This is a genomic window from Agrococcus sp. HG114 (assembly GCF_024723325.1).
GTDB lineage: Bacteria > Actinomycetota > Actinomycetes > Actinomycetales > Microbacteriaceae > Agrococcus.
In genome coordinates this window covers 1-24,492 of sequence record NZ_JANQCH010000012.1, presented here as the reverse complement: position 1 = coordinate 24,492, position 24,492 = coordinate 1, and the positions used below count along the sequence as shown (strand labels likewise).

Sequence of the window (24,492 nt, the reverse complement as noted above, 5' to 3'; positions counted from 1 at the left end):
TCGGGATGTTCGCTGAGGGCGGCTGCCTAGCCCTGCAGCAGCTCGAGCGACATGAGCACGGCCCGCAGCTGCGCGTACTCGTCGGACGCGACGTAGTCCTCAGCCGCGGCCGCCGACGCGATCGCCCACGGCGCGCCCGGACCGCTGCCCGACGCGACGACCTCCGAGCCGAAGCTGATGAGCCCAGACGCGGTCTCGAACGCGTTGACGATCGGGCACCGCGGTCGCTGCGCCGCGTCCGCCGGCAGGAGCCCCATCGAGAACACCCACTGGTCGCCGAGCTGCAGCGCGGCGGCGCCGAACGCGACGCCGGAGGCGCCCTCGATCGAGACGTCCTGCCGGTCGAGCCCGATCGTGCGCCATCCGACCGGGGTGCCGGACGCGTCGACGCACGTGCCGTCCCCCGCAGAGACGCCCTCGGCGTAGCCGAGCTGGCGCTGCCCGTCGCCGCGCAGCACGTCGAGCCCCTCGCCGACCTCGGCGACCGACCAGTCGGCCGGGATGCGGAAGGTCGCCGCACCGCTCGGCACCGGCACCTGCTGCCAGCCGCTCGTGTCGACTCCCGCGATGACGGCGGGCAGCGCCGACTCGGGGGCGGGCGGCGCGGCAGTCGCGGGCGCCGTCGGAGGCGGCGCCGTGATGCCCGGCGGGATCGACGGCGTCGGCTCCGGCGGGGTGCTCGAGCAGCCCGCGAGCATGACCGCCGTCGCTGCGAGGGCGATCGTTGCGAGCGGGCGGCGGAGGGACGTCACTCCACCATGATGGCAAACGCGGCGTCCCCCGAGGCTGGGAGCGCGCATCCGCCCGCCCTACTCGCCGGCGTAGACGTGCGGCGCGAGCACGCCGATGCCGCGCAGGTTGCGGTACTTCTCGGCGTAGTCGAGGCCGTAGCCGATCACGAACTCGTTCGGGATGTCGAAGCCGCAGTACTTCACGTCGACGTGCACCTTGAGCGCCTCGGGCTTGCGCAGCATCGTGCAGATCTCGACGGATGCGGCGCCGCGCGACTCGAGGTTCGAGCGTAGCCACGAGAGGGTGAGGCCCGAGTCGATGATGTCCTCGACGATGAGGACGTTGCGGCCGGTGAGGTCGCTGTCGAGGTCCTTGAGGATGCGCACGACGCCCGAGGAGACGGTGCCGGAGCCGTAGGAGGAGACGGCCATCCAGTCCATCTCGATGTGGCGCTGGAGGGCGCGGGCGAGGTCGGCCATCACCATGACGGCGCCCCGCAGCACGCCGACGAGCAGCAGGTCCTTGCCCTCGTAGTCCGCCTCGATCTGCCGCGCGAGCTCCTCGAGCTTGTCGTGCAGCTCCTGCTCGGTGATGAGGGTCTTGGCGAGGTCGCCCTCGACGTGCTCGAACTCCATGTGCGCTCCTCGGGTAGCGGCGTCGGCGGTGGATCCAACCTACCGGCGCGGGGAGCGTCGTTCAGTGCGTGCGGTACGAGCGCAGGATCTCGATGATCGTCCTGTACTCGTCGGTCTCCATGTAGGCGCGGGCGTCGTCGAGCGAGTCGATCGCCCAGAGAGGATCGGTCATGCCGAGCTGGAAGTGGGTGCCGAAGCCCACGCCGCCCTCCGACGAGACTCCCACGAAGTAGAAGGTGCACGAGACGTCGTGCGCGACGAACTCGGGAGCCGTCACGCCGATGCCCATCACCCAAGCCGAGCCGAAGTCGATCGCGACGGTCGCGATCACCGCCTGCGCCCCGTCGAGCGAGGTCGACTGGGACGGCTCCACAGCGAGCACCTCGAGCGGAACCGCTCCGTCGAAGCAGGCGCCGCCGATGTCGACGAAGTCGTGCATCGCGAGGAGCTGCTGCCCGTTCGGCGCCGTCAGGGTCGCTGAGTCCATCCAGCGCACGTACGGATCCTGCACGTCGTCGCGATCGGCATCGGGAGCGAAGCGCTCGCTCTGCGCGTCGAGCGTCCAGCTCGGCGGGTAGCGGAACGACGCCGTGCCGTCGGTGCTGACGTACTCGAGCCAGCCGTCGGTCGCGATGGCTGCTGCGCGGCCGGGCTCGGAGGATGCAGATGCGGCTGGTTCCGGGGTCGGCACCGGCGCGCGCGACGGCGCTGCGCTCGTCGAGGTCGGGCTCGGCGGCGCGAGGGCTCCGAGTCCTGAGCAGCCCGGGACCAGTGCAGTCGCGAGCGCCGCGGCGGTCAGGAGGGCGGGAAGCGAGCGCCCGCGGCGCGCCGACCGGCGGCGACACAGCATCGGGGTCACGCTCCAGTCAGCTCGAGCGAGCGGAAGACGTCCATGAGCTCGCGGAACTCCTCCGTCTCGGCATAGGCCGCGCCCTGCTCGAACGAGTCGACCTCCCACAGCGCCAGATCCCACGTCGTGCGGAAGCTCGTCTGGGGGTACCCCTCCGGAACTGGGACGTCTCCGTAGATGAGGCACGACACGCGATCCGCCTCGACCTCGTCCTGCGTGAAGCCGGCGAAGAACTGCGCGCGATCGCCCTCGAACTGCGAGGTGAGTGCGACGATGCGCCCCGCCTCGGCCGGCCCGCGAGCGCTCGAGAGCTGCCGGCCGCCGAGTGCCACCGTCTCGTCGAGGTGCACGAGCGCGGGCACCATGCCGTCCTCGTCGCCGGCGCACGTGCCGCCCCGGTCGCCGTAGTAGGCGCTGCCGAAGCGCGCGAGCTCCTGTCCGATGTCGCTGACGATCGTCACGTCGTTGACGTGCCCGAGGCCATCCTCAGCCTCGAAGCTCGCGTCCACGACCGTCCAGTCCGCGGGGACTCGCCAGCGGAAGAGGCCGTCGGCCGTCTCGACCACGTGCCAGCCCTCGGTCGGGTCGGCGCTCGGCATCCCCTGCGACGTAGGCGCGGCGCCAGCGCTCGAGCTGTGCGCCGGAGCAGGAGCAGGGGTCTGGCTCGGCGCGGAGCCTGCTGGGTCGGCGCAGCCGGTGAGCACGAGCAGCGCGATGACGGCGACAGCGAACGGGGCGTGACGCGGCATGGAGTCCTCTCGGCGGTGACGGAACGCATCTTGACCCCGTCGGGTCCACCTTCGACGACGCGGCGCCCGCGCAGGGTCACGATTCGACAACGAGTGCGCAGCAGGCGCGTCAGGCCGCGACGAACACCAGCCTGCGACCCTCGCGCGTGACACGGATGCCGGGCAGGTGGATCGGCCCCTGCCCGTGCCAGTCGGTCACGAGCCGCGAGACCTCGAGCGTCTGCTGCCGCGTGAGCGCGGTGTGGAACTCGCTCTGCACCGCGAGGCGGATGATGCGCTGCCGCAGCGCCGGCGGGTTGGCGCCGAGGCCGCCCACGTCGAGCGAGAGGCCGCCCTCGGCGTGCTCGACGAGGTCGAGGATCTGCTCCTGCGCGAAGTGGGCGAGCGCCTCGGCGTCCTCGCGGAGCGTGTCGGCCGTGCGGGTGAGCGCGAGCGCGACGCCGCCGCCGAGCACCTCGTCGAGCATCGGCAGCACCCGGTGCCGCACGCGCACGCGCAGGAAGCGCTCGTCGTCGTTGTGCGGATCGCTCCAGGGCTCGAGGCCCTGGTCGCGGCACGCCTGGTGCGTCGTCGCGCGCCGCACCTGCAGCAGCGGCCGCCGCAGGAAGCCGATGCGCGGGTGCATGCCCCACAGGCTCTCGGGGCCCGAGCCGCGGGCGAGGCCGATGAGCACGGTCTCCGCCTGGTCGTCGAGCGTGTGGCCGAGCAGCACCGCCGAGGCGCTCAGCTCCTTGCGCGCCTGCAGCAGCGCTGCATAGCGGGCCTGACGAGCCGCCGCCTCGGGGCTGCCGTCGTGCACGACCTGCACAGGCACGATGCGCACCGGGTCGAGGCCGAGCTCGCGCGCCTGGGCGGCGGCCCGCTCGGCGACCGCTGCACTGCCGGGCTGCAGCTGGTGGTCGACGATCACGGCGCCCGCCTGCACCCCGGCCCGCGGGGCCTCGAACGCGGTCGCGGCGGCGAGCGCGAGCGAGTCGGCGCCGCCCGAGAGCGCGACCAGCACGAGCGCCCCCTCGGGGAGGTCGGCGATCGCCTCGCGCACGGCCCGGCGCACGTCGGCGACGGCCGGAGTCAGCCGCGGACGACGGTCGCTTTCGGGCATGAAGTAACCTTATGCCGATTCCTCACCCCCACGAGAAGGAGCCGCTCTTGGCCGCGTACGACGTCGTCATCGAGATCCCGAAGGGGAGCCGCAACAAGTACGAGGTCGACCACGAGACCGGCCGGGTCTACCTCGACCGGGTGCTGTTCACGACCTTCGTCTACCCGACCGACTACGGCTTCTTCGAGGGCACGCTCGGCCTCGACGGCGACCCGGTCGACGCCCTCGTGCTGCTCGAGTACCCGGTGCCGCCGGGCGTCTTCGTGCGCGTGCGCCCCGTCGGCCAGCTCAACATGGAGGACGACGGCGGCGTGGACACGAAGGTCATCTGCGTGCTCGAGAAGGACCCGCGCTGGGCCCACATCCAGGACATCGACGACGTGCCGCAGCAGATCCGCGACGAGATCGAGCACTTCTTCCTGCACTACAAGGACCTCGAGCCCGGCAAGTGGGCGAAGCTCGGCGACTGGGAGGGCGCTGCCGCCGCCGAGGCGACCGTGCAGGCCGGCCTCGCCGCCTTCGACGCCGAGCACGGCGACCAGGCCGGCGAGGACGTCGAGAAGCCCGAGGGCGGGCGCGACGTCACCGACTGAGCCGACGACCACGACGAGGGGCGCACCGCGAGGTGCGCCCCTCGTGCGTCTGCAGACCGGCGGATGCGCCGCGCGCGCCGCGCTCGGCCGTCACCCGGGCGGGCGGGCGTCAGCGCAGGTACACGCCGCGCGCCGCGAGGAACGGCTCGGGGTTGACGAGCGAGCCGTTGACGCGCACCTGGAAGTGCAGGTGGCAGCCCGCCGAGTGGCCGGTGTCGCCCTCGTAGCCCACGACCTGCCCGGCACCGACGCGCTGGCCGTAGCCGACGGTCGCGGGGTAGAGCATGTGCGCGTACTCGGTCTGGATGCCGCTGCCGTGGTTGATGTAGAGGATGTTGGCGCCGTAGATGTCGCGGCCGCGGAAGACCACGGTGCCCGCTGCGGCGGCGTAGATCGGGGTGCCGCACCCCGCGGCGATGTCGACGCCGCCGTGCAGCTTCTCGCCGAGGATGCCGAGCGGGTCGCGGCGCCAGCCGTAGCCGGAGGTGAAGCGACCGTAGTGCGGTGTCTGCCAGCCGCTGCTCGCGGGCGGGGCGACGGGCACGGTGCTGCCGCCGCCCGAGCTGCCGGCGCCGGCGCGGGCGCGCTCCTCGGCGAGGCGTCGCGCCTCGGCCTCGGCGGCGGCACGGGCTGCCGCAGCCGCCGCGGCGGCGCGACGCTCCTCCTCGATGCGGCGCAGTCGCTCCTGCTCGGCGAGCCACGCGCGGTGACGCTGGCCGGCCTGGTAGTCGGCCTCGGTCGCCGCCCGGTTCTCGACGAGCACGGCGAGCTGCGCCTCGAGCTGCACGCGGTTGTCCTGCTCGCGCTTGACCGCCGCCTCGGCCGCGGCCGCGGCCTCGTTCGCGGCGACCAGCGCGGCGTCGGCCGCCTCCTTGAGGCCCTGCAGCTCGTCGCGCGCGACCACCGCCTGGGCCTGGAGCGCCGACGCGGTGTTCGCGTCCTGCTGCGCCTGCTCGTAGAGCGAGTCCGCGGTGCCGGCGACGCGGTCCATCATGTCGAGCCGGTAGAGCCACGTGTCGGCCGAGCCCGGGTTCGCGAAGAGCTCCGCGCTCATGTCGCCCGTGCCGCCGCTGCGCGCGAGCTGCGCCGCGAGCTGACCGGCGGCGAGCTCCGACTCGCGGGCGCGGGCGGAGGCCTCGTCCGCCTGCGCCTGCAGCCGCTCGGCGACCGCGACGGCCTCGTCGTAGACGCGCTGGGCCTCGATCGCCTCCGCGGCCTTCTGCTCGGCGAACGCCCGCGCGTTCGCGAGGTCCGACTCGAGCTGCCCGATGAGCGCGCGGATGTCGGCGATCTGCTGGTTCTTCGCCGCCTCGTTGCCCCGCGCCTGCTCGACCTCGGCCCACGTGGGGAACCCGTACTCGTCGACCGCCTGCGCGCTCGGCGCGGCGGGCACCACGAGCCCGACCACGAGCGCCGCGACCGCCGTCGCCGTGACGATGCCGCGCCGCCGGGCGCGCGCTCGCGCGCCGGGCCGGTCGGCTCGTGCCGGCTGGTCGGGCTGGGCCATCTCGCTCCTGTTCGCAGCGATGCGCTGCAGCTCGGGGGTACCGCCCGAACGGGATCACGGGCATGCGACGCGAGCAACCCTAGCAACCATCAGGTGGCACCTGAAGGTTTGCTCGGGCGAAACTGCGCCGCGGGCGTGTCGGCTCACGACGCGCGCGCGGTTTGCACCAGCCCTGAGTGTGCTGTAACGTAACTCCTCGGTAGTCATGTGCTCCGGCGCATGGCCCCATCGTTTAGCGGCCTAGGACACCGCCCTTTCACGGCGGCAGCACGGGTTCGAATCCCGTTGGGGTCACTCACTCGAGGGTTCAGTCTGTACGATGGGTACTACCGGAATGGCCCTGTAGCGCAGTTTGGTTAGCGCGCCGCCCTGTCACGGCGGAGGTCGCGGGTTCAAGTCCCGTCAGGGTCGCCATGCCTCGGCCCTCTCGAGAGAGAGGGCCTTGTGCACGGCGGGCCGTTCGGCCCGCCTGGCTCTGTAGCTCAGTTGGTAGAGCGCACGACTGAAAATCGTGAGGTCACGGGATCGACGCCCGTCGGAGCCACCTCCAGGACCCCCGGGCGACCGGGGGTCCTGCTCGTGCTCCCGGCCTCGCTCCGACGCTCGGGGTCACGTCCAGCGGGCGACGACCGCGGCGGCGGCGGCGACGCCTGCCGCGATGAGGGCCATGCCCGCGTAGGAGCCGGTGCCGAGCGCCAGCACAGGACCGAGGGCGGGCCCGAGCGCCGCGACCGCGGTGATCGGCGCCGCGAACACCCCGTTGAGCGCGCCGTAGCTCGCGGCGCCCCACCGCTCGACGACCGCGGACCCCTGCACGAGCGTCTGGGCTCCGCGTGCCGCTCCGGTCGCGATCCCGATGAGGATGAGCACCCACGGCGGCCCCGGGACGAGCGCGAGCGCGGCGAGGAGGAGGGCGCTCGCCCCGGCGACGACGAGCAGGGGCACCCACGCAGCGGCGGCGTGCGGCGTCACCGCGTGCACGAGCCGCCCGATGACCTGGCCGGCGCCGAGGAGGCCCAGCGCCCAGGCCGCGAGCTCGAAGGAGACCCCCTTCTCGGTGAGGAGCGGGATGAGCGCGAGCGTCACGCTGTAGAGCGCGGCCGCGATGCCGACCATCGCGAGCTCGAGCAGCCAGAAGCGGCGCGACCGCAGCACCGCACCCACGGGCCGCGGAGCGTCGACGGCCGCGGCGGCCGACGGCCACGACCGCTCGAGCGTCGACCAGTGCAGCGGCGTCGTCGTCGCAACGAGCACCGCCGCGAGGATGCACAGCACCGAGCGCCAGTCGAACGCCGACAGCAGCCCGGCGGTGATCGGCGCGAAGACCGTCGAGGCGAGCCCGCCCGCCAGGGTCACGATCGTCATCGCCCTGCGGCGATCGTGGGGATGCCGCTTCACGATCACGGTGAACGCGGCCTGGTAGAGCACCGCGGCCTGCCCGACGCCGGCGATCGCCCACCCGAGCGCGAAGTGCGGGAGGGTGGATGCGGTGCTCGCGACGACCATGCCGACGCCGCCGACGAGGCTGCCGACCGTCATGAGCACGCGGGGCCCGCGGCGATCGAGCCAGCGCCCGACGGCGATCCCGGCTGCGGCGGACGCCACGAGCCCCGCGGAGAGCGAGAGCGTGACCTCGGCGAGCGACCATCCCGTGCCCGCGGCGATCGCGGGCGCCGCGACGAGCGGACCGTAGTAGAGGATGCCCCAGCTGATCACCTGGCCCGCGGCGAGCGCCGCGAGCCTCCGAGCGCTGCCGAGCGACGCGGCGACGCGCGCGTCCGTGCCCATCCGCGTGCGCGGCGCGTCAGAGCGAGCGCAGGGCGCCGGCCGCCGCCTCGAGCGCACCGTCGGCGATCGAGTAGTACGCCCAGCGGCCGCGCTGCTCGCGCTCGACGAAGCCCGCCTCCGCGAGCAGCTTCATGTGGTGCGACACGGTGCCCTGGGACAGTCCGACGGGTTCGGTGAGGTCGCACACGCACGCCTCGCCGCCCTCGCTCCCGGCGATGATCGACAGCAGGCGCACGCGCGTGGGGTCGGCGAGGGCCTTGAACGTCCGCGCCAAGCGCGCCGCGGCATCCTCGGCCATGGCCTCGCCGGCGGGCGCGCAGCAGCGTGCGGAGGTCTCGTGCGCGTGGCGAGCGACATCGACGGTCATGAGGCGATCCTCGCACACGTATTGACATCTGTCGATGGGTCGAGCATGCTTCACGCATCGACATCCATCAATCTGAGGAGATCCCGTGGCCGACCTTCCCGTCGTCGTCATCGGTGCCGGCCCGCAGGGGCTCGCAGCCGGAGCGCACCTGCTCGAGCGCGGCATCGAGCCGATCCTGCTCGAGCGCGGCGACAGCGCCGGCGCCGCCGTCCGAGAGTGGGGGCACGTGCGGCTCTTCTCGTCGTGGCCCGAGCTCATCGACAGCGCCAGCCGGCGCCTGCTTCGGGCGGCGGGCCGGCGGCTGCCGAGCACCGGCTACCCGAAGGGCGCGGCGTGGCGCGAGCAGTACCTCGAGCCCCTCGCTGCCGCGCTGGGCGATCGCATCCGGTTCGGGACCGAGGCGGAGCGCGTGACGCGGATGGGCCGCGACCTCGTGGTCTCCGAGGGCCGGGGCGCGCAGCCGTTCGTCGTGCACGTGCGGACGAGCGACGGGCGCGAGGACCGGATCCTGGCCCGCGCGGTCATCGATGCGAGCGGGACGTGGGCGAACCCCGGCCCGCTCGGCGGCGACGGCGCCCTCGCAGTGGGCGAGCGCGCCGCGGCGGCCGCCGGCGCGGTCTCCTACCGGATCCCCGACGACGTGAGCGGCCTCGCGGGCGCGAGCGTCGCGGTGGTCGGGGCGGGGCACTCGGCGACGCACGCCGTGCTGCGGCTCGCCGAGCTCGCGCGACGAGCGCCGGGGACCCGGGTCATCTGGGTGCTCCGCCGCGCGACGGCCGCGCAGGTCTTCGGGAGCGGCGCGGCAGACGCCCTCCCCCAGCGGGCGTCGCTCGGCACCCGGGCTCGCAGGGCGATCGACGACGGACTCGTCGAGCTCGTGACCGGCTTCCGCGTCGCCGCTGCGCGAGCAGAGGAGGAGGGCATCCGCCTCGTCGCCGAGGACGGGCGCGAGGTGGGCCCGATCGCGCACGCCTTCGCGCTCACGGGCTTCCGCCCCGACCGCTCGCTGCTCGCCGAGCTCCGCGTCGACCTCGACCCGGCCCTCGAGTCGGTCGCGGGCATCGCCGCGGAGATCGACCCGAACATCCACTCGTGCGGGACGGTCGCCGCCACCGGCGCGGCGCAGCTGCGCATGCCCGAGCCGGGACTGTTCGTCGTCGGCGCGAAGAGCTACGGCCGCGCGCCCACCTTCCTCGCACTCACGGGGTACGAGCAGGTGCGCAGCGTGGTCGCGCACCTCGCCGGCGACGAGGAGGCGGCAGCGCGCAACGAGCTCGTGATCCCAGAGACGGGTGTCTGCGGGGGTGCCGTCGCATTCGACGGCGCGGGATCGTGCTGCGCGCCGGCGCGCGCGGCGGAGCCGGTCGCCGCGCTCGCGACGGCCTGACGCACGTGCGGCACGGGTGCTTGCGGCCTGATTCGACAAGCGTCAATATAGAAGCATGTCGATTCAGTTTGCGAGCACTGTCGCGGCCTCGACGCGCGCCATCGACGCGGGCGTCGCCCTCGACCTCGCGGCCACGCTGCGCGCGCTCGCCGACCCGCTGCGGCTCCGCATGCTGTCGCTCATCGCCTCCGATCCGCGCGGCGAGGCGTGCGTCGTCGATCTGGCCGAGCTCGCGGAGGTGTCGCAGCCGACGGTCTCGCACCACCTGAAGGTCCTGCGCGAAGCCGGGGTCCTCCGCTCGGAGCGCCGCGGCACCTGGGTCTGGTACTCGGTCGAGCCCGGGCTCCAGCCGGCAGTCGTGTCGCTGCTCGAGGGGTTCGCGCCAGCCGCGGCGCGCCCGGGCGGCGCATCGCCCGAGCCGCTCGGGGACGTCGACGAGGCGCTCGAGCAGCTCGCCTCGTCGCTCGCGGAGCGCTTCCCCACCGTGAGCGCCGATGCCGTGACGAGCATCGTGCGGGAGTCGTACGCCGCCCTCGCGAAGCCGGCTCGGACGACCGGTCGCCTCGTGCCGCGCACGGAGCGCTTCGCGGCGCAGCGCCTCACCGACCTGACGCGAGACCGTCGGGCGCATCGCCCGCAGGTGCTGTTCGTGTGCGTCGCGAACGCGGGCCGATCGCAGCTCGCGGCCGCGCTCGTCGAGCACCGGTCGGGCGGCAGCGTGGTCGCGCGCTCGGCGGGCTCGTCGCCCGCCGCGGAGCTGCACCCCGAGGTCCGAGGCCTCATCGAGCACCTCGGGCCCGAGATCGCCGAGCGCGCGTTCCCCAAGCCGATCACCGACGACGCGGTGCGGGCGGCGGACGTCGTCATCACGATGGGATGCGGCGACGTGTGCCCGATCATCCCGGGCGTCCGCTACGACGACTGGGCCATCGGCGATCCCGCCCTCGCCTCGCCCGAGGGCGTCGTCGCCATCCACGACGACATCGCCGCCCGCGTCGACCGGCTGCTCGCCGAGCTGACCGAGACCGTCACGACCACGACCACGACCACCTGAGGAGCGCCCATGAGCGACAAGCCCACCGTCCTGTTCGTCTGCGTCCACAACGCCGGCCGCTCCCAGATGGCCGCGGGCTTCGCGCGCGCGCTCTCGGGCGGCGCGGTCGAGGTGCTCTCCGCCGGGAGCGCGCCCAAGGACCAGATCAACCCCGTCGCCGTCGAGGCGATGGCGGAGCTCGGCATCGACATCGCGGGCAACCAGCCGAAGGTGCTCACCGTCGACGCCGTCCGCGAGTCGGATGCGGTCATCACCATGGGCTGCGGCGACGCGTGCCCGATCTTCCCGGGCAAGCGCTACGAGGACTGGGAGCTCGAGGATCCCGCGGGCAAGGACATCGAGACCGTGCGTCGCGTGCGCGACGACATCCGCGGCCGCGTCGAGCAGCTCCTCGCGGAGCTCACTCCGAGCGCCGGCTGAGCGCAGGCGCGCGAGCGCGGTGCGGGCCGACTAGGGCTCGATGAGCGCGCGCAGCGTCGCGGCATCCTCGTTCGCGCCGAACGCCGGGAAGCCGGGCTGCAGGTGCAGGCCGGCCGCGAGCGAGTCGAGCACGACGGGGTCGAAGCCGAATTCGTCGACGAGCTGCGCGACGAGCGCGACGTCGGCCGCGTCGTCGCCCGCGACGGCGATCGCGCGGCGCTGCGGGCTGCCCGGCGACCGCGGCCAGTCGGCGAGGTCGTGGTAGCCCATGTGGTTGAACGCCTTCACGACGCGGGATCCCGGCAGGGACTCCTGCACGATCGTGCTCGTGGGCCGCTCCGGATCCGTGAACTCGTCGCGGATGCCATCGGTCTCCCACCAGTAGTTCATCGCGTCGATCACGAGCTTGCCCCGCAGCGCCTCGACGGGCAGCTTCTCGTACTGGCCGAGCGGCAGGGCGAGGATCACGACATCGGCCTGCGCCGCGGCGTCGGCGGCGAGCATCGGCTCGGCGCCGGGCGCGAGGTACTCGGCGATGAGGCGGATGCGCTGGGGCGACCCCGAGGCGGCGATGAGGGTGCGATGGCCCGCCGCGAGCGAGTGCCGCGCGAGCACCGTGCCGATCTTGCCGGCGCCGAGGATGCCGATCGTCAGCGCGGTCACGGGGCGCTCGGCCTCGCTCGTGCTCGACTCGACCGGCTGCGGCATGGGGTCTCCCTCTCGTGGCTCTGCGATCTGACAACGCGATCCGCGGCGCGCCGCATTCCCGGCGGCCGCGCGGAGCGCGCCGCGACGGCCTAGTCTGCCGCCATGCGGTACCGCTGGGACGAGGGCGTCATCACGGCAGACGGCGACGAGGTCGCGCGCACGGGGCCGGGCTTCGGGGGGCTGCGCCCGGCGTTCCGGATGGGCGAGGGCGAGTGGGCGTTCCGGGTCGACACCGAGGGGCTCATCGGCGCGCTCGACGGCAGGGACCGCCTCGGCGTCGAGCGCGGGCGGATCTGGCAGTCGACGTGGCGGATGGCGGGGCTCCGCGGCCCGCTCGAGCTGACCCGCACGACGAGCTGGCTGCTCGGCAGGCTGTACTTCGACCTCGCGCGCGGCGGCGAGCGCATCGCCGAGGTCGTGCCCGAGGGGCCGTGGCAGTACCGGCCCGCGCTCGAGGTCTCGGGCGAGCTGCCGCTCGAGGAGGCGGTGTTCGTGCTGTGGGCCGCCGCGCGCATCGACGCGCGCCGCCCGGCGCACGTCGTGCGACCGAGCCTCCCGGGCGGGTCGAGCGGCGGCGGCGTGACGGTCGGCTGAGCCTCAGTCGCTCGAGTCGACGAGCGGCTCGGCCGAGGGGTCGGGCTGGGGTCCGCGGTGGAAGCGCCGCCCGCTCAGGCGCACGAGGTCGATGACGACGAACTCGCGCTTGACGCTCGGCACGAGCGGGCGGATCGGGAGGCGCTCCGCCGCCTCGATGTCGCTGCTCGACTCGAGCCGCCGCGCCTTCCCGTGCGCGACGACGCTCCATGCCTCGCGCTCGCCGATGTGGTCGATCTCGAACACCACGTCATCGGCGAGCAGCACCCCGGCGAGCTTCGTGCCCGGAGCGGTGCGGAACGTGATGCTCGAAGCGTCCGCGTGGTAGTTCACGGGGAACACCTCCAGCACGTCGCCGACGCGGAAGGCGATGCGGCCGAACTCGAACGCGCGCAGCAGCTTGCGGCACTCGTCGTCGCTGATCTCGATCATGCCGTTGGCCGTCATGGCCTCATGCTCCCAAACGCGCCGCCGGCGCACCAGGGGCGGCAGCGCGATCGGGGGATCAGGCCCCGGCGGCGTCGCGCAGCCTCGCGGCGAGGCCAGCCTCGTCGGCGAGGCGCGGCTCCGTCCGCAGCTCCGGCCGGATGCCCGCCTTGTCGGCGTAGAAGGCGCGGATGCGGTCCATGTCGGCCGGCACGTCGCCCGTGAGCGAGATGGTGGGCCCGAGCCCCGTGGTGCGCGTCGTCGCGTCGACGAACCCGAGCGTGACGGGCAGGCCCGCCTCGAGGGCGATGCGGTAGAACCCGCTGCGCCACTGCTTCGACCGGCGCGTGCCGTCGGGCGTGACGACGATCGCCGCCCGCGGGTCGTCGCGCACGAGCTCGACGACGCGGTCGACGAGACCCGCGGGATCGTCGCGGTCGACCGGGATGCCGCCCAAGCGGTGCATCGCCCACCCGAGCGGGCCCTCGAACAGCTCGCGCTTGCCGAGCCACCGGACCGGGAGCCGCGCATCCCACGCGATCGCGAGCATGAGGACGAAGTCGCGGTTCGAGGTGTGGGGCGCGCCGATGAGGAGCCGCGCACCCTCGAAGGGCGGCTGCTCGCGCACGAGCCGCCACGGGCTGAGCGCCCAGTGCAGCTGGGCGATCGCGTGGCGGATCGGCTGCCGCCCGGTGCGGCGTGCCGTCACCGGCGGGCCGCGAGCATCGGGCACTCGAACGGGTCGCGCGCGGCGAGGCCCACCCGGTTCAGGTAGCGGACGACCGACGCGTACGCCCCGACGAGGTTCGTCTCGGTGTACGGGATGCCGTGCGTCGCGCAGTGCGCGCGCACGATCTCGCTCGCCGCCCGCAGGTGCGGGCGCGCCATGTTGGGGAAGAGGTGGTGCTCGACCTGGTAGTTGAGGCCGCCCATGAGCGTGCTCATGCCCCAGCCCCGGATGTTGCGGGAGGTGCGCACCTGCTTGGTGAAGAAGTCGAGCTTCGCGTCGCGGCTCACGGTGGGCATGCCCTTGTGGTTGGGCGCGAACGAGGCGCCCATGCCGATGCCGAAGACCGCGAGCTGCACGCCGAGGAATGCGAGCGCCATGAGCGGCGGCATGACGAGCAGCAGGAACGTGATGAGCAGCGCGAAGCGACCGGCGATGAGGCCGAGCTCGAGCCAGCGGCCGACGACGGGCCGGCGCTCGAGCAGGGTGATGATCGAGCGGACGTGCAGGTTCGCGCCCTCGAACGTCAGCAGCGGGAAGAACAGCCAGCCCTGGCGCTGCGTCACCCAGCGCTGGATGCCGCGCGCCTTCTTGGCGTCGCTCGGCAGGAACGAGATCGTGTCGATCTCGATGTCGGGGTCGCGGCCGATCTGGTTGGGGTTCGCGTGGTGGCGCGAGTGCTTCGTCATCCACCACTGGTGGCTGATGCCGACGACGCCGGCCGCGAGGATGCGGCCGAGGCGGTCGTTCGCGGGGCCCGACTTCAGCACCTGTCGGTGCGAGGCCTCGTGCGCGATGAAGGCGATCTGCGTGAGCACCACGCCCAGCGCAGCCGCGATGAGGAGCTGGAACCAGGAGTCCCCGAGCAGCACGGAGCCGACGAGCAGCCCGACGAGGGCCACGCCGAGGCCGACCATGGTCCACGCGTAGAAGCCGACGGTGCGCTCGAGCAGCCCGGCGTCGCGCACGGCGCGCGCGACCTCCCGGAAGTCGGCGCGTGCGGCGCGCTCGGACGGCGGGGTCGTGGTCCGGATCTCGCCGAGCGTGCCCGGCATCGCGGTCGTCGTGGTCATGGTGCCCCTCTCGGGCTCGGCAGCGACTTCCCAGCCCTGAGGGGTCTGCCGATCGATCGATCGGGACCCGGATGCTCAACAGCGTATGGCGTACGCAATTCCGACTGCCGCATACGGCCTGTGGATCGGCGGTGGATCTGCAGGACGGCGCGCGGAGCGGGGACCCGCCGTCGCGACGGGTCCCCGCTGCTCGTCGGTCAGCGCGCGGCGAGCTCCGCGTCGTGCTCGTCGTCAGCCGCATCCTCTGAGGGCGCAGACGCCGGCGACGGCGCCGAGCCGGGCGAGGGGGCCGACATGACCTCCGTCGGCGGCACGGGCGCCGCCCCCGCCTCGGCGATCGGCTGCGCGCCCGGCTCCGAGGCGCGCTTGCGCTTCTCGGGCACGGGGAGGGTGCCCGCCGCACGCAGCGCCTCGTAGTGCGCCATCGCGGCGGCCTGGCGCTCGCCCTCCGCGCCGGTCGCGATGCTGGCCCGCAGGTGCTCGTCGCGGAGCCCGAACGCCGTGACGAGATCGAGCGCGTGCGGACGCAGCTTCTGCAGCAGCCGGTCGATCGTCGAGGTCACGGCTTGCGAGCGGGCGCCCGAGAGCCGGCCCTGCTCGAGGTGCCACGCGGCGTGCTCCTCGATGACCGTGAGCGCGAAGAGGTCGCGGATGTGCGTCATGACCTTGCGCGTCGGCTCCGGCATGCGCGCGAGCGCGGCGTCGAGCGCGTCGTACTGCTGCAGCTCGACCCATGCGCGCGCCGCCTCGATGAGCGCGTGCTGCTCGTCGTTGAACGCCGCTGCCGCGCCCGCCTGGTCCTTGGGTGCGTGGCGCAGGCGGCCCGCGATGTCGGCGACCATCGTCTCGACGCGGTCCTCGAGGAGGTCGCGCTGCACCGCGCGGTCGCGGAGGGCGAGCGACGACTTCTTGACGTTGCGGAGGTCGCGCACGTCCTGGCTGAGGCTGCGCAGCCCGACGAGCGCGGTCGCCCGGTCGAAGAGCTGGTCGGCGGCGAAGCGGGCGATGTCGGCCTTCGACGCGCCCTTGAACTGCTTCGAGAAGTCGCCGAGCAGGCGCTTGCCGACGAGCTGCAGCAGCACGGTGTTGTCGCCCTCGAACGTCACGTAGACGTCGAGGTCGGCGCGCAGCTGCACGAGGCGGTTCTCGGCGAGGAAGCCGGCGCCGCCGCACGCCTCGCGCGCCTCCTGGATGGTGTCGAGCGCCTGCCACGTCGAGAGCGCCTTGAGGCCGGCCGCGAGCGTCTCGAGGTCCTCGCGCTCCTCCGCGGTGTCGGTGCGGCCCGAGAAGACGCCGTCGAACTTCGCGAGCAGGATCTCGTGGGCGTACGACTGCGCGTAGGCCTTGGCGAGGCGCGTGAACAGGCGCCGCTGGTGACGCCGGTAGTCGAGCAGCACCTCCTCGTGCGTCGCGCTCGAGGCGTTGAACTGCCGCCGCTCGCTCGCGTATCGGATGGCGATCGCGAGCGCCGCCTTCTGCGCGACGACCGCGGCACCGTCGAGCGAGACCCGGCCCTGCACGAGCGTGCCGAGCATCGTGAAGAAGCGTCGGCCGGGGCTGTCGATCGGGCTCGAGTAGGTGCCGTCGGGTGCCACATCGCCGTAGCGGTTGAGCAGGCTCGTGCGCGGGATGCGCACGTTCGTGAAGTGGAGGCGGCCGTTGTCGATGCCGTTGAGGCCGCCCTTGACGCCGTCGTCCTCGCCGCCGATCCCGGGCAGGAACGCGCCGTCGTCGTCGCGCAGCGGCACCGAGAACGCATGCACGCCGTGGTCGACGCCCTTCGTGATGAGCTTCGCGAACACCACCGCGTGCTTGCCGTGGAGCGCCGCGTTGCCCAGGTAGTCCTTCCAGGCGCCGCGGAACGGCGTGTGGATCACGAACTCCTCGGTCGCCTCGTCGTACGTCGCGGTGGTCGCGATCGAGGCGACGTCGGAGCCGTGCCCGGTCTCGGTCATCGCGAACGCGCCGGGCAGGTCGAGGCTGATGATCGCCGGCAGCAGCTCGTCGTGGTGCCGCTGCGTGCCGAGGTGGAGCACGGCGGCTCCGAAGAGGCCGTACTGCACGCCCGACTTGATCTGCAGGCTCGGGTCGGCGAGCACGAGCTCCTCGAAGCCCGCGATGTTGCCGCCGTGGTCGTCGCCGCCGCCGAAGCGCGTCGGGAACGCGGCGTGGACCGCGCCGTCGTCGACGAGCGCGTGCATCTGCTCGAGCACGCGCGCGCGGTGCTCGGCCATCGAGAGGTCGTCGAGCCGCTGGTAGCGGGGGTCGGCGACCTTGCGGCGCGCGGCGAGACGGCGCTCGGCCCACGCGCCCAGCAGGTCGCGGCCGAGCCACTCGGCGTCGACCTGCCCCTCGAGTCGCGGCGTCGTGGATCGCTGGCGGTCGGCGCGGTCGCCCATGGTTCCCCCTTCGAGACGGATGCGGCACCACGGTAGGCGGGCACGCGGGGGTCCGCGCGGGGCTTGGACGCGGCCGCAACGAGCGGCGCGGCGGCCCCGCGCGGTCTTGTGCCGAGTCGACAACGACCCGGCACATCCGCTGTCTGGGTCCGCACGTGGAGGTCGCGTGCGCCCTCGCGTGCGTCAGCCTCCGAGCGCGTCGAAGACCGGCTCGCCCGCGATGAGCGTGAGCGCGACCGGCATCGTGCGGAGCGCCGCGGCGAGCGCGTTCGGGTCGTCGTCCGTAGGGATCTCGGCGCCGAGCACGACGAGGTCGGCGGGCTCGCCTGCCTCGATGCGCGTGCGGCTCGAGGCGTCGATCGCCTGCGCGAGGGTGAGCGCCTCCTCGGGCTGCCACGGCAGCTCGTCGCCGCGCGTGCGGGTGACGGCGGTCGCGATCCCGAGCCACGGGTCGAGCGGCGTGACGGGCGCGTCGGAGCCGAGCACGACCCGCACGCCCGCGTCGACGAGCGAGCGCAGCCGGTAGGCGTCGCGGCTCCGGTCGGCCCAGAGCGCCGCGATGAGCTCGCGGTCGTCGAGCGCGTGCTCGGGCTGCACGGACGCGACGATGCCGAGCGTCGCCATGCGCGGGATGTCGACCCCCGCGACGAGCTGCGCGTGCTCGATGCGGCCGGGCACCCCGGCGCGCTCGAACGCGTCGATCGCCGCCGTCACGGCGGCATCGCCGATCGCGTGCACGGTCGCCTCGATGCCGAGCTGCGTCGCGCGGGCGAGCAGGCGGTCGAGCTCGGCATCGTCGACGTTGCGCACGCCCGTGCCGAACTCGCCGCCGTCGGCCTCGGCGCCGGAGGTGCCGTACGGATGCGCGGTCCAGGCCGTGCGGGTGCCGAGCGAGCCGTCGGAGATGACCTTGAGCCGCCCGGCGCGCACCCGATCCGCGATCGGGTCGCCGGTGCGGAGCCCCCGCTCGGCCGCGAGCTCGAGGTCCTTCGCGTAGATGCCCGCCTCGACGCGGGTGGGCGTCGGGCGCCCGCCGCGCATCCACTGCCCGACCGCGTCGTCGAACTCGAGGTCGACGATGCCCACGACCCCGCGCTCGGCCGCGGCGCGGAGCGCGTCGACCACCTGGCGGTCGAGCTCGGCGGGGTCGAGCATCGCCTCGAGGGCGCCGAGCGCGGCGAACGCCGGCTCCTCCCGCAGGAGCGCGCCCTCGAGCCGGTCGATGCCCAGCCGCTCGAGCATCGCGCTGTTGGGCCACGAGCAGTGCACGTCGCTCGAGACGACGAGGGTCGGGAGCGAGCCGGTCGCCGCATCGAGCTGCGCGAGCGTCGGGGCGGCGGGCCACAGGCCGTCGCGCATCCCCACGAGCACGAGAGGGTCGGGTCCGCGGTGCGCGGCGGCGGCGGCTCGCGCGATCGCGGCCGCGTCGTCGGCGGAGGACGCGCCGATGACGCTCGGGCGGGTGCGGTGCCGCGCCCACTGGCTCATGTGCGTGTGCTCGTCCCAGAGGCCAGCGATCACGGTGGCGCCCTCGAGGTCGCGGCGCTCCCCCGTCGACGGCGTCGAGCCCGCGGGGCTCACGCGCTCGATCTCGCCGTCGACGATGTCGATGTCGGTGAGGGAGCCGTCGAGGAGGCGGGCATTGGCGAGGCGCATGGCTCCATTGTGCGGTGGCGGCGCGCGTTCGCCGGACGCGCCGCGCACCGCGCCGCGTGCAGCGGGCCGGGGCAGGCGGCTCGGTCAGTGCGCCGCGCGGGGCTCGCGCCGCCGCGCGATCCGCTCGAGGTCCGGCTTGCGGCGCGGCTCGCGCTGGACGATGAGCACGACCACGGTTGCGATCGAGCCGATCGCGGCGATGACGCCCACGATCACGATCCACGTCGGGTCGGATGCGACGGAGCTGAACCACGGTTCCATGCATCGATGGTGCGCGCGCTGCCCGCGGCGCGGAAGAGGCGGATTCGGGATGGCCGCGAGCGCTCGGCGTCAGCGAGCGGGGAGCGCCGCCGCCCAGATGGCGGCGCCGACCGGCTCCGACATCTGCGGGGCGAGGCCGTTGCCGGGAGCGTCGAGGCGGTGCGCGACGCGCTCCTCGACGGCGACCGCGAGGCGGCGCGCCTCTCGGTCGAGCTCGCGGTCGAGCTCGCGGTCGCGGAGCCGCGCGAGCCGCTCAGGGTCGGCGGCGACGCGCGGGGCGCGCTGCGTGACGAGCGCGTGGACGGTGGCGGTGCTGGCGATGACGCCGATGGCGATGGCGAGGATGAGGAGGATGGTCATGGCAGGAAGTCTGCGCTTGCCAAGATCGTGCCACGAGTGGCAGACTCGTCATTGCTCGACAAGATCCTGCCAATCGCCCGTCCGGAGGAGCTCCCATGCTGAAGGTCGCGTGCATCGTGGACGACGACACGAGCGTCTTCGAGCTCGCGGTCGCCGCCGAGGTCTTCGGCTACGACCGCACCGATCGCGGCGTGCCGCGCAACGACTTCCGGGTTGTCACGCCGACGCCCGGCCCGGTGCGGCTCTCGGGCGGCCTCGGCATGCCCGTCATGGTCGAGCACGGCCTCGACTTCGCCGACGAGGCCGACCTCGTCATCGTCACCCCCTACGCGCAGTGCGAGTACGACGGCGAGTGCTCGCTCAGCATCGCGCGCGTGCTGCAGCGCGCGGTCGCGCGCGAGGCGCGCGTGCTCACGCTCTGCTCGGGCGCGTTCGTCGCCGCGAAGGCGGGGATCCTCGACGGCCGGCGGGCGACGACGCACTGGGCGCACATCGACGACCTCGCCGCGCAGTTCCCCCAGATCGAGCTCGAGCGCGACGCGCTGTGGGTCGACGACGGCACGGTGACGACGAGCGCCGGCACCGCCGCGGCGATCGACGCGTCGCTGCACGTCGTGCGCGAGATCCACGGCGCGCAGGCCGCCGCGATCATCGCCCGCTCGATGGTCGTGCCGCCGCTGCGCGACGGCGGCCAGTCGCAGTTCGCGGTCGGGCCCGTCGCCGAGCAGCGGGCCGAGACGCTCGCGCCCCTCATCGACTGGATCGTCGCGAACCTCGAGCTCGAGCACACCGTCGCTTCGCTCGCCCGTCGCGCGAACCTGTCGGAGCGCACCTTCGCCCGGCGCTTCCGCGAGGAGCTCGGCACGACGCCCGCGGCGTGGCTCACGTCGCAGCGCGTGCAGCGCGCGCAAGCGCTCCTCGAGGCGACCGACCTCGGGCTCGACGCCGTCGCCCAGCAGGCGGGCTTCGGCACGGCGGCGCTCCTGCGCCACCACTTCACGCGGCAGCTGCGGGTGTCGCCGTCGGCCTACCGCCGGCGCTTCGCGGTGCCGGCGGGCGCGGCAGCGACCGTCACGAGCTAGCGCAGCGGCGGGCCGCTCAGCCGAGCGCGCTCCAGCCGGCCGGCATGAAGCCCTCCGCCTCGAGCACGAAGCGGCCGATCGGCGTCGGCGGCCGCTTCTGGACCTTCGCGGTCGAGGAGCGCAGCTCGGCGAAGGGCTTGCCGTACACCGTGACCTCCCGCTGCGCGCCGAAGTCCTCGCCCGGTCGCGGCATCGGGATGGTGAGGGCTCGCCCCTGGGCCCAGGCCGGCAGCCGGGAGCCGAGCGGCTCGAGCGCGATCGCGCGCTTGTCGGGGTAGAGGAACCCGCCGCACGCGAGCGGCGGCCCGCCGTCGATCGGGGTGACCCACCGCATCCACTCGCCCGGGTCGAAGTCGGGCAGCGGCGCGGGGGCCGCCTGCTCGATGGCCGCACGGGAGCCGACGAGCCACCGCTCGTACGGCTCGTCGGGGTAGCCGGCGTAGAGGTACAGCTGCAGCTCCTGCGCCGCCTCGCCCGCAGCGGTGTCGAGCACCGCCGCGTCGTAGATGCCCCGATGCAGCGAGCTGCCGTAGACGGATGCGGCGTGGAGCCACACGAGTCCGGTCTCGTCGTCGACGCCGAGCTCGACGCGGAAGGCGCGGGCCTGCTCGTCGAGCGCCCACGGCCCGAACGGGTCGAGCTCGATCTCGCGCTCGCCCTCGCGCTGCGGCGGCGACCCATCGATCTCGAGGTCCTCGCGGTCCTCGACGATGCTCAGGTCGAAGTCGTCCCACTCCCATGACTCGTCGTACGTGACGTCCTCCCGCACGGCGGCGCCGGGCGGCTCCTCCTCGAGCTGCACGACCACCGACCAGCCGCCCTCGTCGAGCTCCAGGTCGTCGGGGCTCGCCTCACGCTCGTGCTGTAGACGCCGGCGGGGAACTCGCCCACGCGCTGCGCGAAGCGCACGTACGTGCGCACGTCGGCCGTCGGGACGTTCGAGAGCCCGACCCGCGCGATGTCGCCGCGCCGGGTCTCGAGGTAGCCGGTCACGGGGAAGTCGAGCTGCTCCACGGTGCGCGTCACGGGTTCACCGTACCGAGCACGGCGCCGGGTCGGTGCGAGTACCGTGGGCCGCCACGGTGAGGAGGCTCCCATGCGCATCGTCGTCGTCGGCGCGACCGGCAACGTCGGCACGGCCCTGCTGCGCCGCCTGCACGCGGCGCCCGAGGTCGACTCGATCGTCGGCGTCGCCCGGCACTGGCCCGAGCGCGGGGGCGAGCCCTACGACGGCGTCGAGTGGCACCGGGCGGACGTCTCCGCGCCCGGCGACCGGCCGAAGCTCGTCCAGGCGATGCTCGGCGCCGACGCGGTCGTGCACCTCGCCTGGATCATCCGCCCCAATCGCGACGAGGCGATGCTGCGCGCGGTGAACGTCGAGGGATCCCGCCGCGTCTTCGAGGCGTCGGCCGCGGCCGGCGTGCCGCACCTCGTGCACGCGTCGAGCATCGGCGCCTACGGACGGCCCGACGGCCGCTCCCCCGGCCGGGCTCCCGTCGACGAGTCGTTCCCCCGTCACGGCGCGCCGGCCTCGCACTACGGCCGCCAGAAGAGCGAGGTCGAGCGCATCCTCGACGAGCACGAGCGGGCGCACCTCGAGCAGGTGGTCGCGCGGCTCCGGCCCGGGCTCATCTTCCAGGCGGAGGCCGGCCCCGAGATCCGCGACTACTTCCTCGGCGCGCTCGCGCTCCGCCCGGCGCTGCGGGCGCTGCGGCCGCTCCGGCTGCCGGCGCTGCCGTGGCCCGCGGGCATCGTCGCGCAGGCGGTGCACGCCGACGACGTCGCGGATGCGTACTGGCGCGTCGTGCGGGAGCGCGCCGCCGGCGCGTTCAACGTCGCCGCTCCCCCGGTGGTCGGACCGCACCAGATCGGGCGCCTCGTGGGCGCGCGGCTGTGGGTGCCGGTGCCGGTGCCCGTGGTCCGGGCGCTCGTCGCCGCCTCGTACCGGCTGCGGCTGCAGCCGACGGACCCGGGGTGGGTCGACATGGCGCGCGTGACGCCCGTGATGGCCACCGACCGCATCCGCGCGCTCGGCTGGTCGCCGCGGCGCTCGTCGACCGAGGCGATCGCCGAGATGGCGTCGCGCCTCGGCGAGCGCGGCGGCCTCGGCAACGCCGAGCACCGCTCCCGCAGCCCGCTCGAGTAGCGCGCGGCCTCAGTCGAGCAGCGCGCCCGAGCCGGGCGGGAGGGTCAGCTCGTCGCCGACCGCGACGTCGGGGTGCGTCTGGAAGCGCAGCCGCCGCTTCATGACCGGAACCGCCTGCGGCTCGCGACCGACGTTGATGACGATCTCCACCGCATCCGCCGTGCCCGCGCGCCGCACGAGGCGCAGCACGCGCCGCTCCTCATCGACCTCGACGCGGTTGCGCGCGTAGTGCGGTTCGGTGAGCGCCTCGAGCTCGCGCCGGAGCGCCGCGAGCTGCCGGTAGCCCTCGAGCACGCGCGCGTGGCGGCCGCCCTCCGGCTCCGACCAGTCGAGCCTCGAGCGCTCGAAGGTCGCAGGATCCTGCGGGTCCGGCACGACCGCCGGGTCCCAGCCCATCCGCTCGAACTCCTCGAGCCGCCCCTCGGCGGTCGCCTTGCCGAGCTCGGGCTCGGGGTGCGACGTGAAGAACTGGAACGGGGTCGACGCCGCCCACTCCTCGCCCATGAAGAGCATCGGCGTGAAGGGCCCGGCGTAGAGCAGCAGCGCCGCGCACAGCAGCTGCGACTCGTCGAGGGCCTCGGTGATGCGGTCGCCGCGCGCGCGGTTGCCGATCTGGTCGTGGTTCTGCGCCGCGACGACGAGGCGCCACGAGAGCGAGCGCTCGAGGTCGATCGGATGCCCGTGGTCGCGCCCGCGGAACGACGAGTAGGTGCCGTCGTGGAAGAAGCCGCGCTCGAGCGCCTTCGCGAGCGCCGACAGCGGCGCGAAGTCGGCGTAGTAGCCCTCGGTCTCGCCGGTGAGCGCGACGTGCACGCCGTGGTGGAAGTCGTCGGACCACTGGGCGTCGAGGCCGTAGCCGCCGCCCTCGCGGGGCGTGATGAGCCTCGGGTCGTTGAGGTCGCTCTCGGCGATGAGCTCGAGCGGGCGGCCGAGGTGCGCTGCGAGCGCCGCCGTCTCGATCGCCATCTCCTCGAGGAGGTGCACCTCGGACTCGTCGTGCAGCGCGTGCACCGCGTCGAGCCGCAGCGCGTCGACGTGCATCTCCTCGAACCAGAAGCGCACGTTGTCGAGGATGTGCCGGCGCACCGCCGGCTCGGCGAGGTTGATGTGCTCGCCCCACGTCGAGCGACCCTCGCTCGAGAGGTAGGGGCCGAAGAGCGGCAGGTAGTTGCCGGAGGGGCCGAGGTGGTTGTGCACGACGTCCTGCACGACCGCGAGGCCCGCGCCGTGCGCGGCGTCGACGAAGCGCTGGTAGGCGTCGGGGCCGCCGTAGCCCTCATGCACTGCGAACCACGCGACGCCGTCGTACCCCCAGTTGTGGGTGCCGTTGAAGCCGTTCATCGGCAGCAGCTCGACGTGCGTCACGCCGATGCCGCGCAGGTGCTCGAGCTTCGCGGCGGCGGCGTCGAGCGTGCCCTCGGGCGTGAACGTGCCGACGTGCAGCTCGTAGATGACGCCGCCCGCGATCGGTCGGCCGCGCCAGTCGCCGTCGCTCCAGCGGTGGGCGGATGCGTCCCACACGCGGGAGGGCTCGTGGACGCCGCGGGGCTGCCGGCGGCTGCGCGGGTCCGGGCGGATCGCGACGTCGTCGTCGATCTGGAAGCCGTAGTCGCCGGCCGGCGCGAGCGCGTGCCACCAGCCGCCCTCGCCGCGCGCCATCTCGACGCTCTCGCCCTCGGCGACCACGCGCATCCGCGTCGCCTTCGGTGCCCAGACCCCGTACTCGTGCAGCTCGCTCACGCGCCCGATCCTCGCATCGGCGCCTCCGAGCCAGGTGAGCGCGCGGGGCCGTCGCCGACCGCTGCACTCGCACCCGCGCGGTGCGGGCGTGCCGGGGCCGGCGCCGACCGGTGCGCTCGCGCCCGCGGGGTGCAGG

The 24,492-nt window shown here is 73.9% G+C and carries 25 protein-coding genes and 3 tRNA genes; 10 read left to right on the top strand and 18 right to left on the bottom strand.

Going from position 1 to position 24,492, the window contains the following annotated elements; all coding sequences use genetic code 11:
* Positions 1–26 precede the first annotated feature (26 nt).
* The 5 genes from NWP09_RS02685 to tilS form a co-directional block, all read right to left on the bottom strand.
* The gene (locus tag NWP09_RS02685) at positions 27–752 is read right to left on the bottom strand and encodes a hypothetical protein (RefSeq protein ID WP_258274002.1); all 726 of its coding nucleotides are present in this window, start codon (positions 750–752) and stop codon (positions 27–29) included.
* Between the two features lie 57 nt (positions 753–809).
* On the bottom strand, positions 810–1,367 hold the full coding sequence (gene hpt, locus NWP09_RS02680; protein ID WP_258274001.1) for a hypoxanthine phosphoribosyltransferase: 558 nt from the start codon (positions 1,365–1,367) through the stop codon (positions 810–812).
* A 61-nt stretch (positions 1,368–1,428) separates the two neighbouring features.
* Positions 1,429–2,058: a hypothetical protein gene (locus NWP09_RS02675; RefSeq protein WP_258273999.1), complete on the bottom strand. Its 630-nt coding sequence runs from the start codon at positions 2,056–2,058 to the stop codon at positions 1,429–1,431.
* Positions 2,059–2,222: 164 nt separating this feature from the next.
* On the bottom strand, positions 2,223–2,966 hold the full coding sequence (locus NWP09_RS02670; protein ID WP_258273998.1) for a hypothetical protein: 744 nt from the start codon (positions 2,964–2,966) through the stop codon (positions 2,223–2,225).
* Positions 2,967–3,075: 109 nt separating this feature from the next.
* Positions 3,076–4,068 carry a tRNA lysidine(34) synthetase TilS gene (tilS, locus tag NWP09_RS02665; RefSeq protein WP_258273997.1) on the bottom strand — a complete coding sequence of 331 codons (993 nt, stop codon included), beginning with the start codon at positions 4,066–4,068 and terminating at the stop codon, positions 3,076–3,078.
* 47 nt (positions 4,069–4,115) lie between these two features.
* Here tilS and NWP09_RS02660 point away from each other — a divergent pair, with 47 nt between their 5' ends.
* Positions 4,116–4,661, top strand: coding sequence for an inorganic diphosphatase (locus NWP09_RS02660; protein ID WP_309137092.1), 546 nt, complete (start codon positions 4,116–4,118; stop codon positions 4,659–4,661).
* Positions 4,662–4,770: 109 nt separating this feature from the next.
* Here the strand turns inward: NWP09_RS02660 and NWP09_RS02655 are convergent, their stop codons facing one another.
* Positions 4,771–6,168: a M23 family metallopeptidase gene (locus NWP09_RS02655; protein ID WP_258273994.1), complete on the bottom strand. Its 1,398-nt coding sequence runs from the start codon at positions 6,166–6,168 to the stop codon at positions 4,771–4,773.
* 221 nt (positions 6,169–6,389) lie between these two features.
* Between NWP09_RS02655 and NWP09_RS02650 the strand changes: the two genes are divergently transcribed.
* The 3 genes from NWP09_RS02650 (at position 6,390) to NWP09_RS02640 (ending at position 6,712) form a co-directional block, all read left to right on the top strand.
* A tRNA-Glu gene (locus tag NWP09_RS02650) sits at positions 6,390–6,462 on the top strand.
* 42 nt (positions 6,463–6,504) lie between these two features.
* Positions 6,505–6,582 (top strand) — tRNA-Asp (locus NWP09_RS02645).
* Positions 6,583–6,639: 57 nt separating this feature from the next.
* Positions 6,640–6,712 (top strand) — tRNA-Phe (locus NWP09_RS02640).
* Positions 6,713–6,777: 65 nt separating this feature from the next.
* On the opposite strand, the gene NWP09_RS02635 is transcribed toward NWP09_RS02640, so the two are convergent.
* Both NWP09_RS02635 and NWP09_RS02630 read right to left on the bottom strand, forming a co-directional pair.
* Complete coding sequence (locus NWP09_RS02635; RefSeq protein ID WP_258273993.1) at positions 6,778–7,956, bottom strand: MFS transporter; 1,179 nt, start codon at positions 7,954–7,956, stop codon at positions 6,778–6,780.
* A gap of 16 nt (positions 7,957–7,972) precedes the next feature.
* Positions 7,973–8,254 carry a metalloregulator ArsR/SmtB family transcription factor gene (locus tag NWP09_RS02630; RefSeq protein WP_258274012.1) on the bottom strand — a complete coding sequence of 94 codons (282 nt, stop codon included), beginning with the start codon at positions 8,252–8,254 and terminating at the stop codon, positions 7,973–7,975.
* Positions 8,255–8,408: 154 nt separating this feature from the next.
* Here NWP09_RS02630 and NWP09_RS02625 point away from each other — a divergent pair, with 154 nt between their 5' ends.
* Genes NWP09_RS02625 through NWP09_RS02615 form a run of 3 tightly spaced genes read left to right on the top strand, consistent with a single transcriptional unit; the run spans position 8,409 to position 11,184 of the window.
* Positions 8,409–9,710: an NAD(P)-binding domain-containing protein gene (locus NWP09_RS02625; protein ID WP_258273992.1), complete on the top strand. Its 1,302-nt coding sequence runs from the start codon at positions 8,409–8,411 to the stop codon at positions 9,708–9,710.
* A gap of 55 nt (positions 9,711–9,765) precedes the next feature.
* Complete coding sequence (locus NWP09_RS02620; protein ID WP_258273991.1) at positions 9,766–10,764, top strand: metalloregulator ArsR/SmtB family transcription factor; 999 nt, start codon at positions 9,766–9,768, stop codon at positions 10,762–10,764.
* Positions 10,765–10,773: 9 nt separating this feature from the next.
* Positions 10,774–11,184, top strand: a complete 411-nt coding sequence (locus tag NWP09_RS02615) for an arsenate reductase ArsC (RefSeq protein ID WP_258273990.1) — start codon at positions 10,774–10,776, stop codon at positions 11,182–11,184.
* A gap of 30 nt (positions 11,185–11,214) precedes the next feature.
* Here NWP09_RS02615 and NWP09_RS02610 read toward each other — a convergent pair whose 3' ends face one another.
* Positions 11,215–11,892 (bottom strand): NADPH-dependent F420 reductase, encoded by a 678-nt coding sequence (locus NWP09_RS02610; RefSeq protein ID WP_258273989.1) that lies wholly within the window; start codon positions 11,890–11,892, stop codon positions 11,215–11,217.
* A gap of 102 nt (positions 11,893–11,994) precedes the next feature.
* Between NWP09_RS02610 and NWP09_RS02605 the strand changes: the two genes are divergently transcribed.
* Positions 11,995–12,486, top strand: coding sequence for a hypothetical protein (locus tag NWP09_RS02605; protein WP_258273988.1), 492 nt, complete (start codon positions 11,995–11,997; stop codon positions 12,484–12,486).
* Between the two features lie 3 nt (positions 12,487–12,489).
* On the opposite strand, the gene NWP09_RS02600 is transcribed toward NWP09_RS02605, so the two are convergent.
* From NWP09_RS02600 to NWP09_RS02570, 7 genes are all read right to left on the bottom strand, one after another.
* Positions 12,490–12,933, bottom strand: coding sequence for a pyridoxamine 5'-phosphate oxidase family protein (locus NWP09_RS02600; RefSeq protein ID WP_258273987.1), 444 nt, complete (start codon positions 12,931–12,933; stop codon positions 12,490–12,492).
* A 58-nt stretch (positions 12,934–12,991) separates the two neighbouring features.
* Positions 12,992–13,621, bottom strand: coding sequence for a 1-acyl-sn-glycerol-3-phosphate acyltransferase (locus NWP09_RS02595; protein WP_258273986.1), 630 nt, complete (start codon positions 13,619–13,621; stop codon positions 12,992–12,994).
* Positions 13,618–14,712 carry an acyl-CoA desaturase gene (locus NWP09_RS02590; RefSeq protein WP_258273985.1) on the bottom strand — a complete coding sequence of 365 codons (1,095 nt, stop codon included), beginning with the start codon at positions 14,710–14,712 and terminating at the stop codon, positions 13,618–13,620. The genes NWP09_RS02595 and NWP09_RS02590 overlap by 4 nt, the downstream gene beginning before the upstream one ends.
* 197 nt (positions 14,713–14,909) lie before the next feature.
* Positions 14,910–17,111, bottom strand: a complete 2,202-nt coding sequence (locus NWP09_RS02585; RefSeq protein ID WP_258273984.1) for an acyl-CoA dehydrogenase — start codon at positions 17,109–17,111, stop codon at positions 14,910–14,912.
* A gap of 183 nt (positions 17,112–17,294) precedes the next feature.
* Positions 17,295–18,767 carry an amidohydrolase gene (locus tag NWP09_RS02580; protein ID WP_258273983.1) on the bottom strand — a complete coding sequence of 491 codons (1,473 nt, stop codon included), beginning with the start codon at positions 18,765–18,767 and terminating at the stop codon, positions 17,295–17,297.
* 84 nt (positions 18,768–18,851) lie between these two features.
* Positions 18,852–19,028, bottom strand: coding sequence for a hypothetical protein (locus NWP09_RS02575; RefSeq protein ID WP_258273982.1), 177 nt, complete (start codon positions 19,026–19,028; stop codon positions 18,852–18,854).
* A 69-nt stretch (positions 19,029–19,097) separates the two neighbouring features.
* Positions 19,098–19,388, bottom strand: coding sequence for a hypothetical protein (locus NWP09_RS02570; RefSeq protein WP_258273981.1), 291 nt, complete (start codon positions 19,386–19,388; stop codon positions 19,098–19,100).
* 95 nt (positions 19,389–19,483) lie between these two features.
* Here NWP09_RS02570 and NWP09_RS02565 point away from each other — a divergent pair, with 95 nt between their 5' ends.
* Positions 19,484–20,470, top strand: a complete 987-nt coding sequence (locus NWP09_RS02565) for a GlxA family transcriptional regulator (RefSeq protein ID WP_258273980.1) — start codon at positions 19,484–19,486, stop codon at positions 20,468–20,470.
* A 16-nt stretch (positions 20,471–20,486) separates the two neighbouring features.
* Here NWP09_RS02565 and NWP09_RS02560 read toward each other — a convergent pair whose 3' ends face one another.
* Entirely contained in the window at positions 20,487–21,278 is a 792-nt protein-coding gene (locus tag NWP09_RS02560; protein WP_258273979.1) for a hypothetical protein, read from the bottom strand.
* Between the two features lie 288 nt (positions 21,279–21,566).
* Between NWP09_RS02560 and NWP09_RS02555 the strand changes: the two genes are divergently transcribed.
* Positions 21,567–22,616, top strand: coding sequence for an NAD-dependent epimerase/dehydratase family protein (locus tag NWP09_RS02555; RefSeq protein ID WP_258273978.1), 1,050 nt, complete (start codon positions 21,567–21,569; stop codon positions 22,614–22,616).
* Positions 22,617–22,625: 9 nt separating this feature from the next.
* Here the strand turns inward: NWP09_RS02555 and treZ are convergent, their stop codons facing one another.
* Positions 22,626–24,356, bottom strand: coding sequence for a malto-oligosyltrehalose trehalohydrolase (gene treZ, locus NWP09_RS02550; protein WP_258273977.1), 1,731 nt, complete (start codon positions 24,354–24,356; stop codon positions 22,626–22,628).
* Positions 24,357–24,492: the final 136 nt, after the last annotated feature.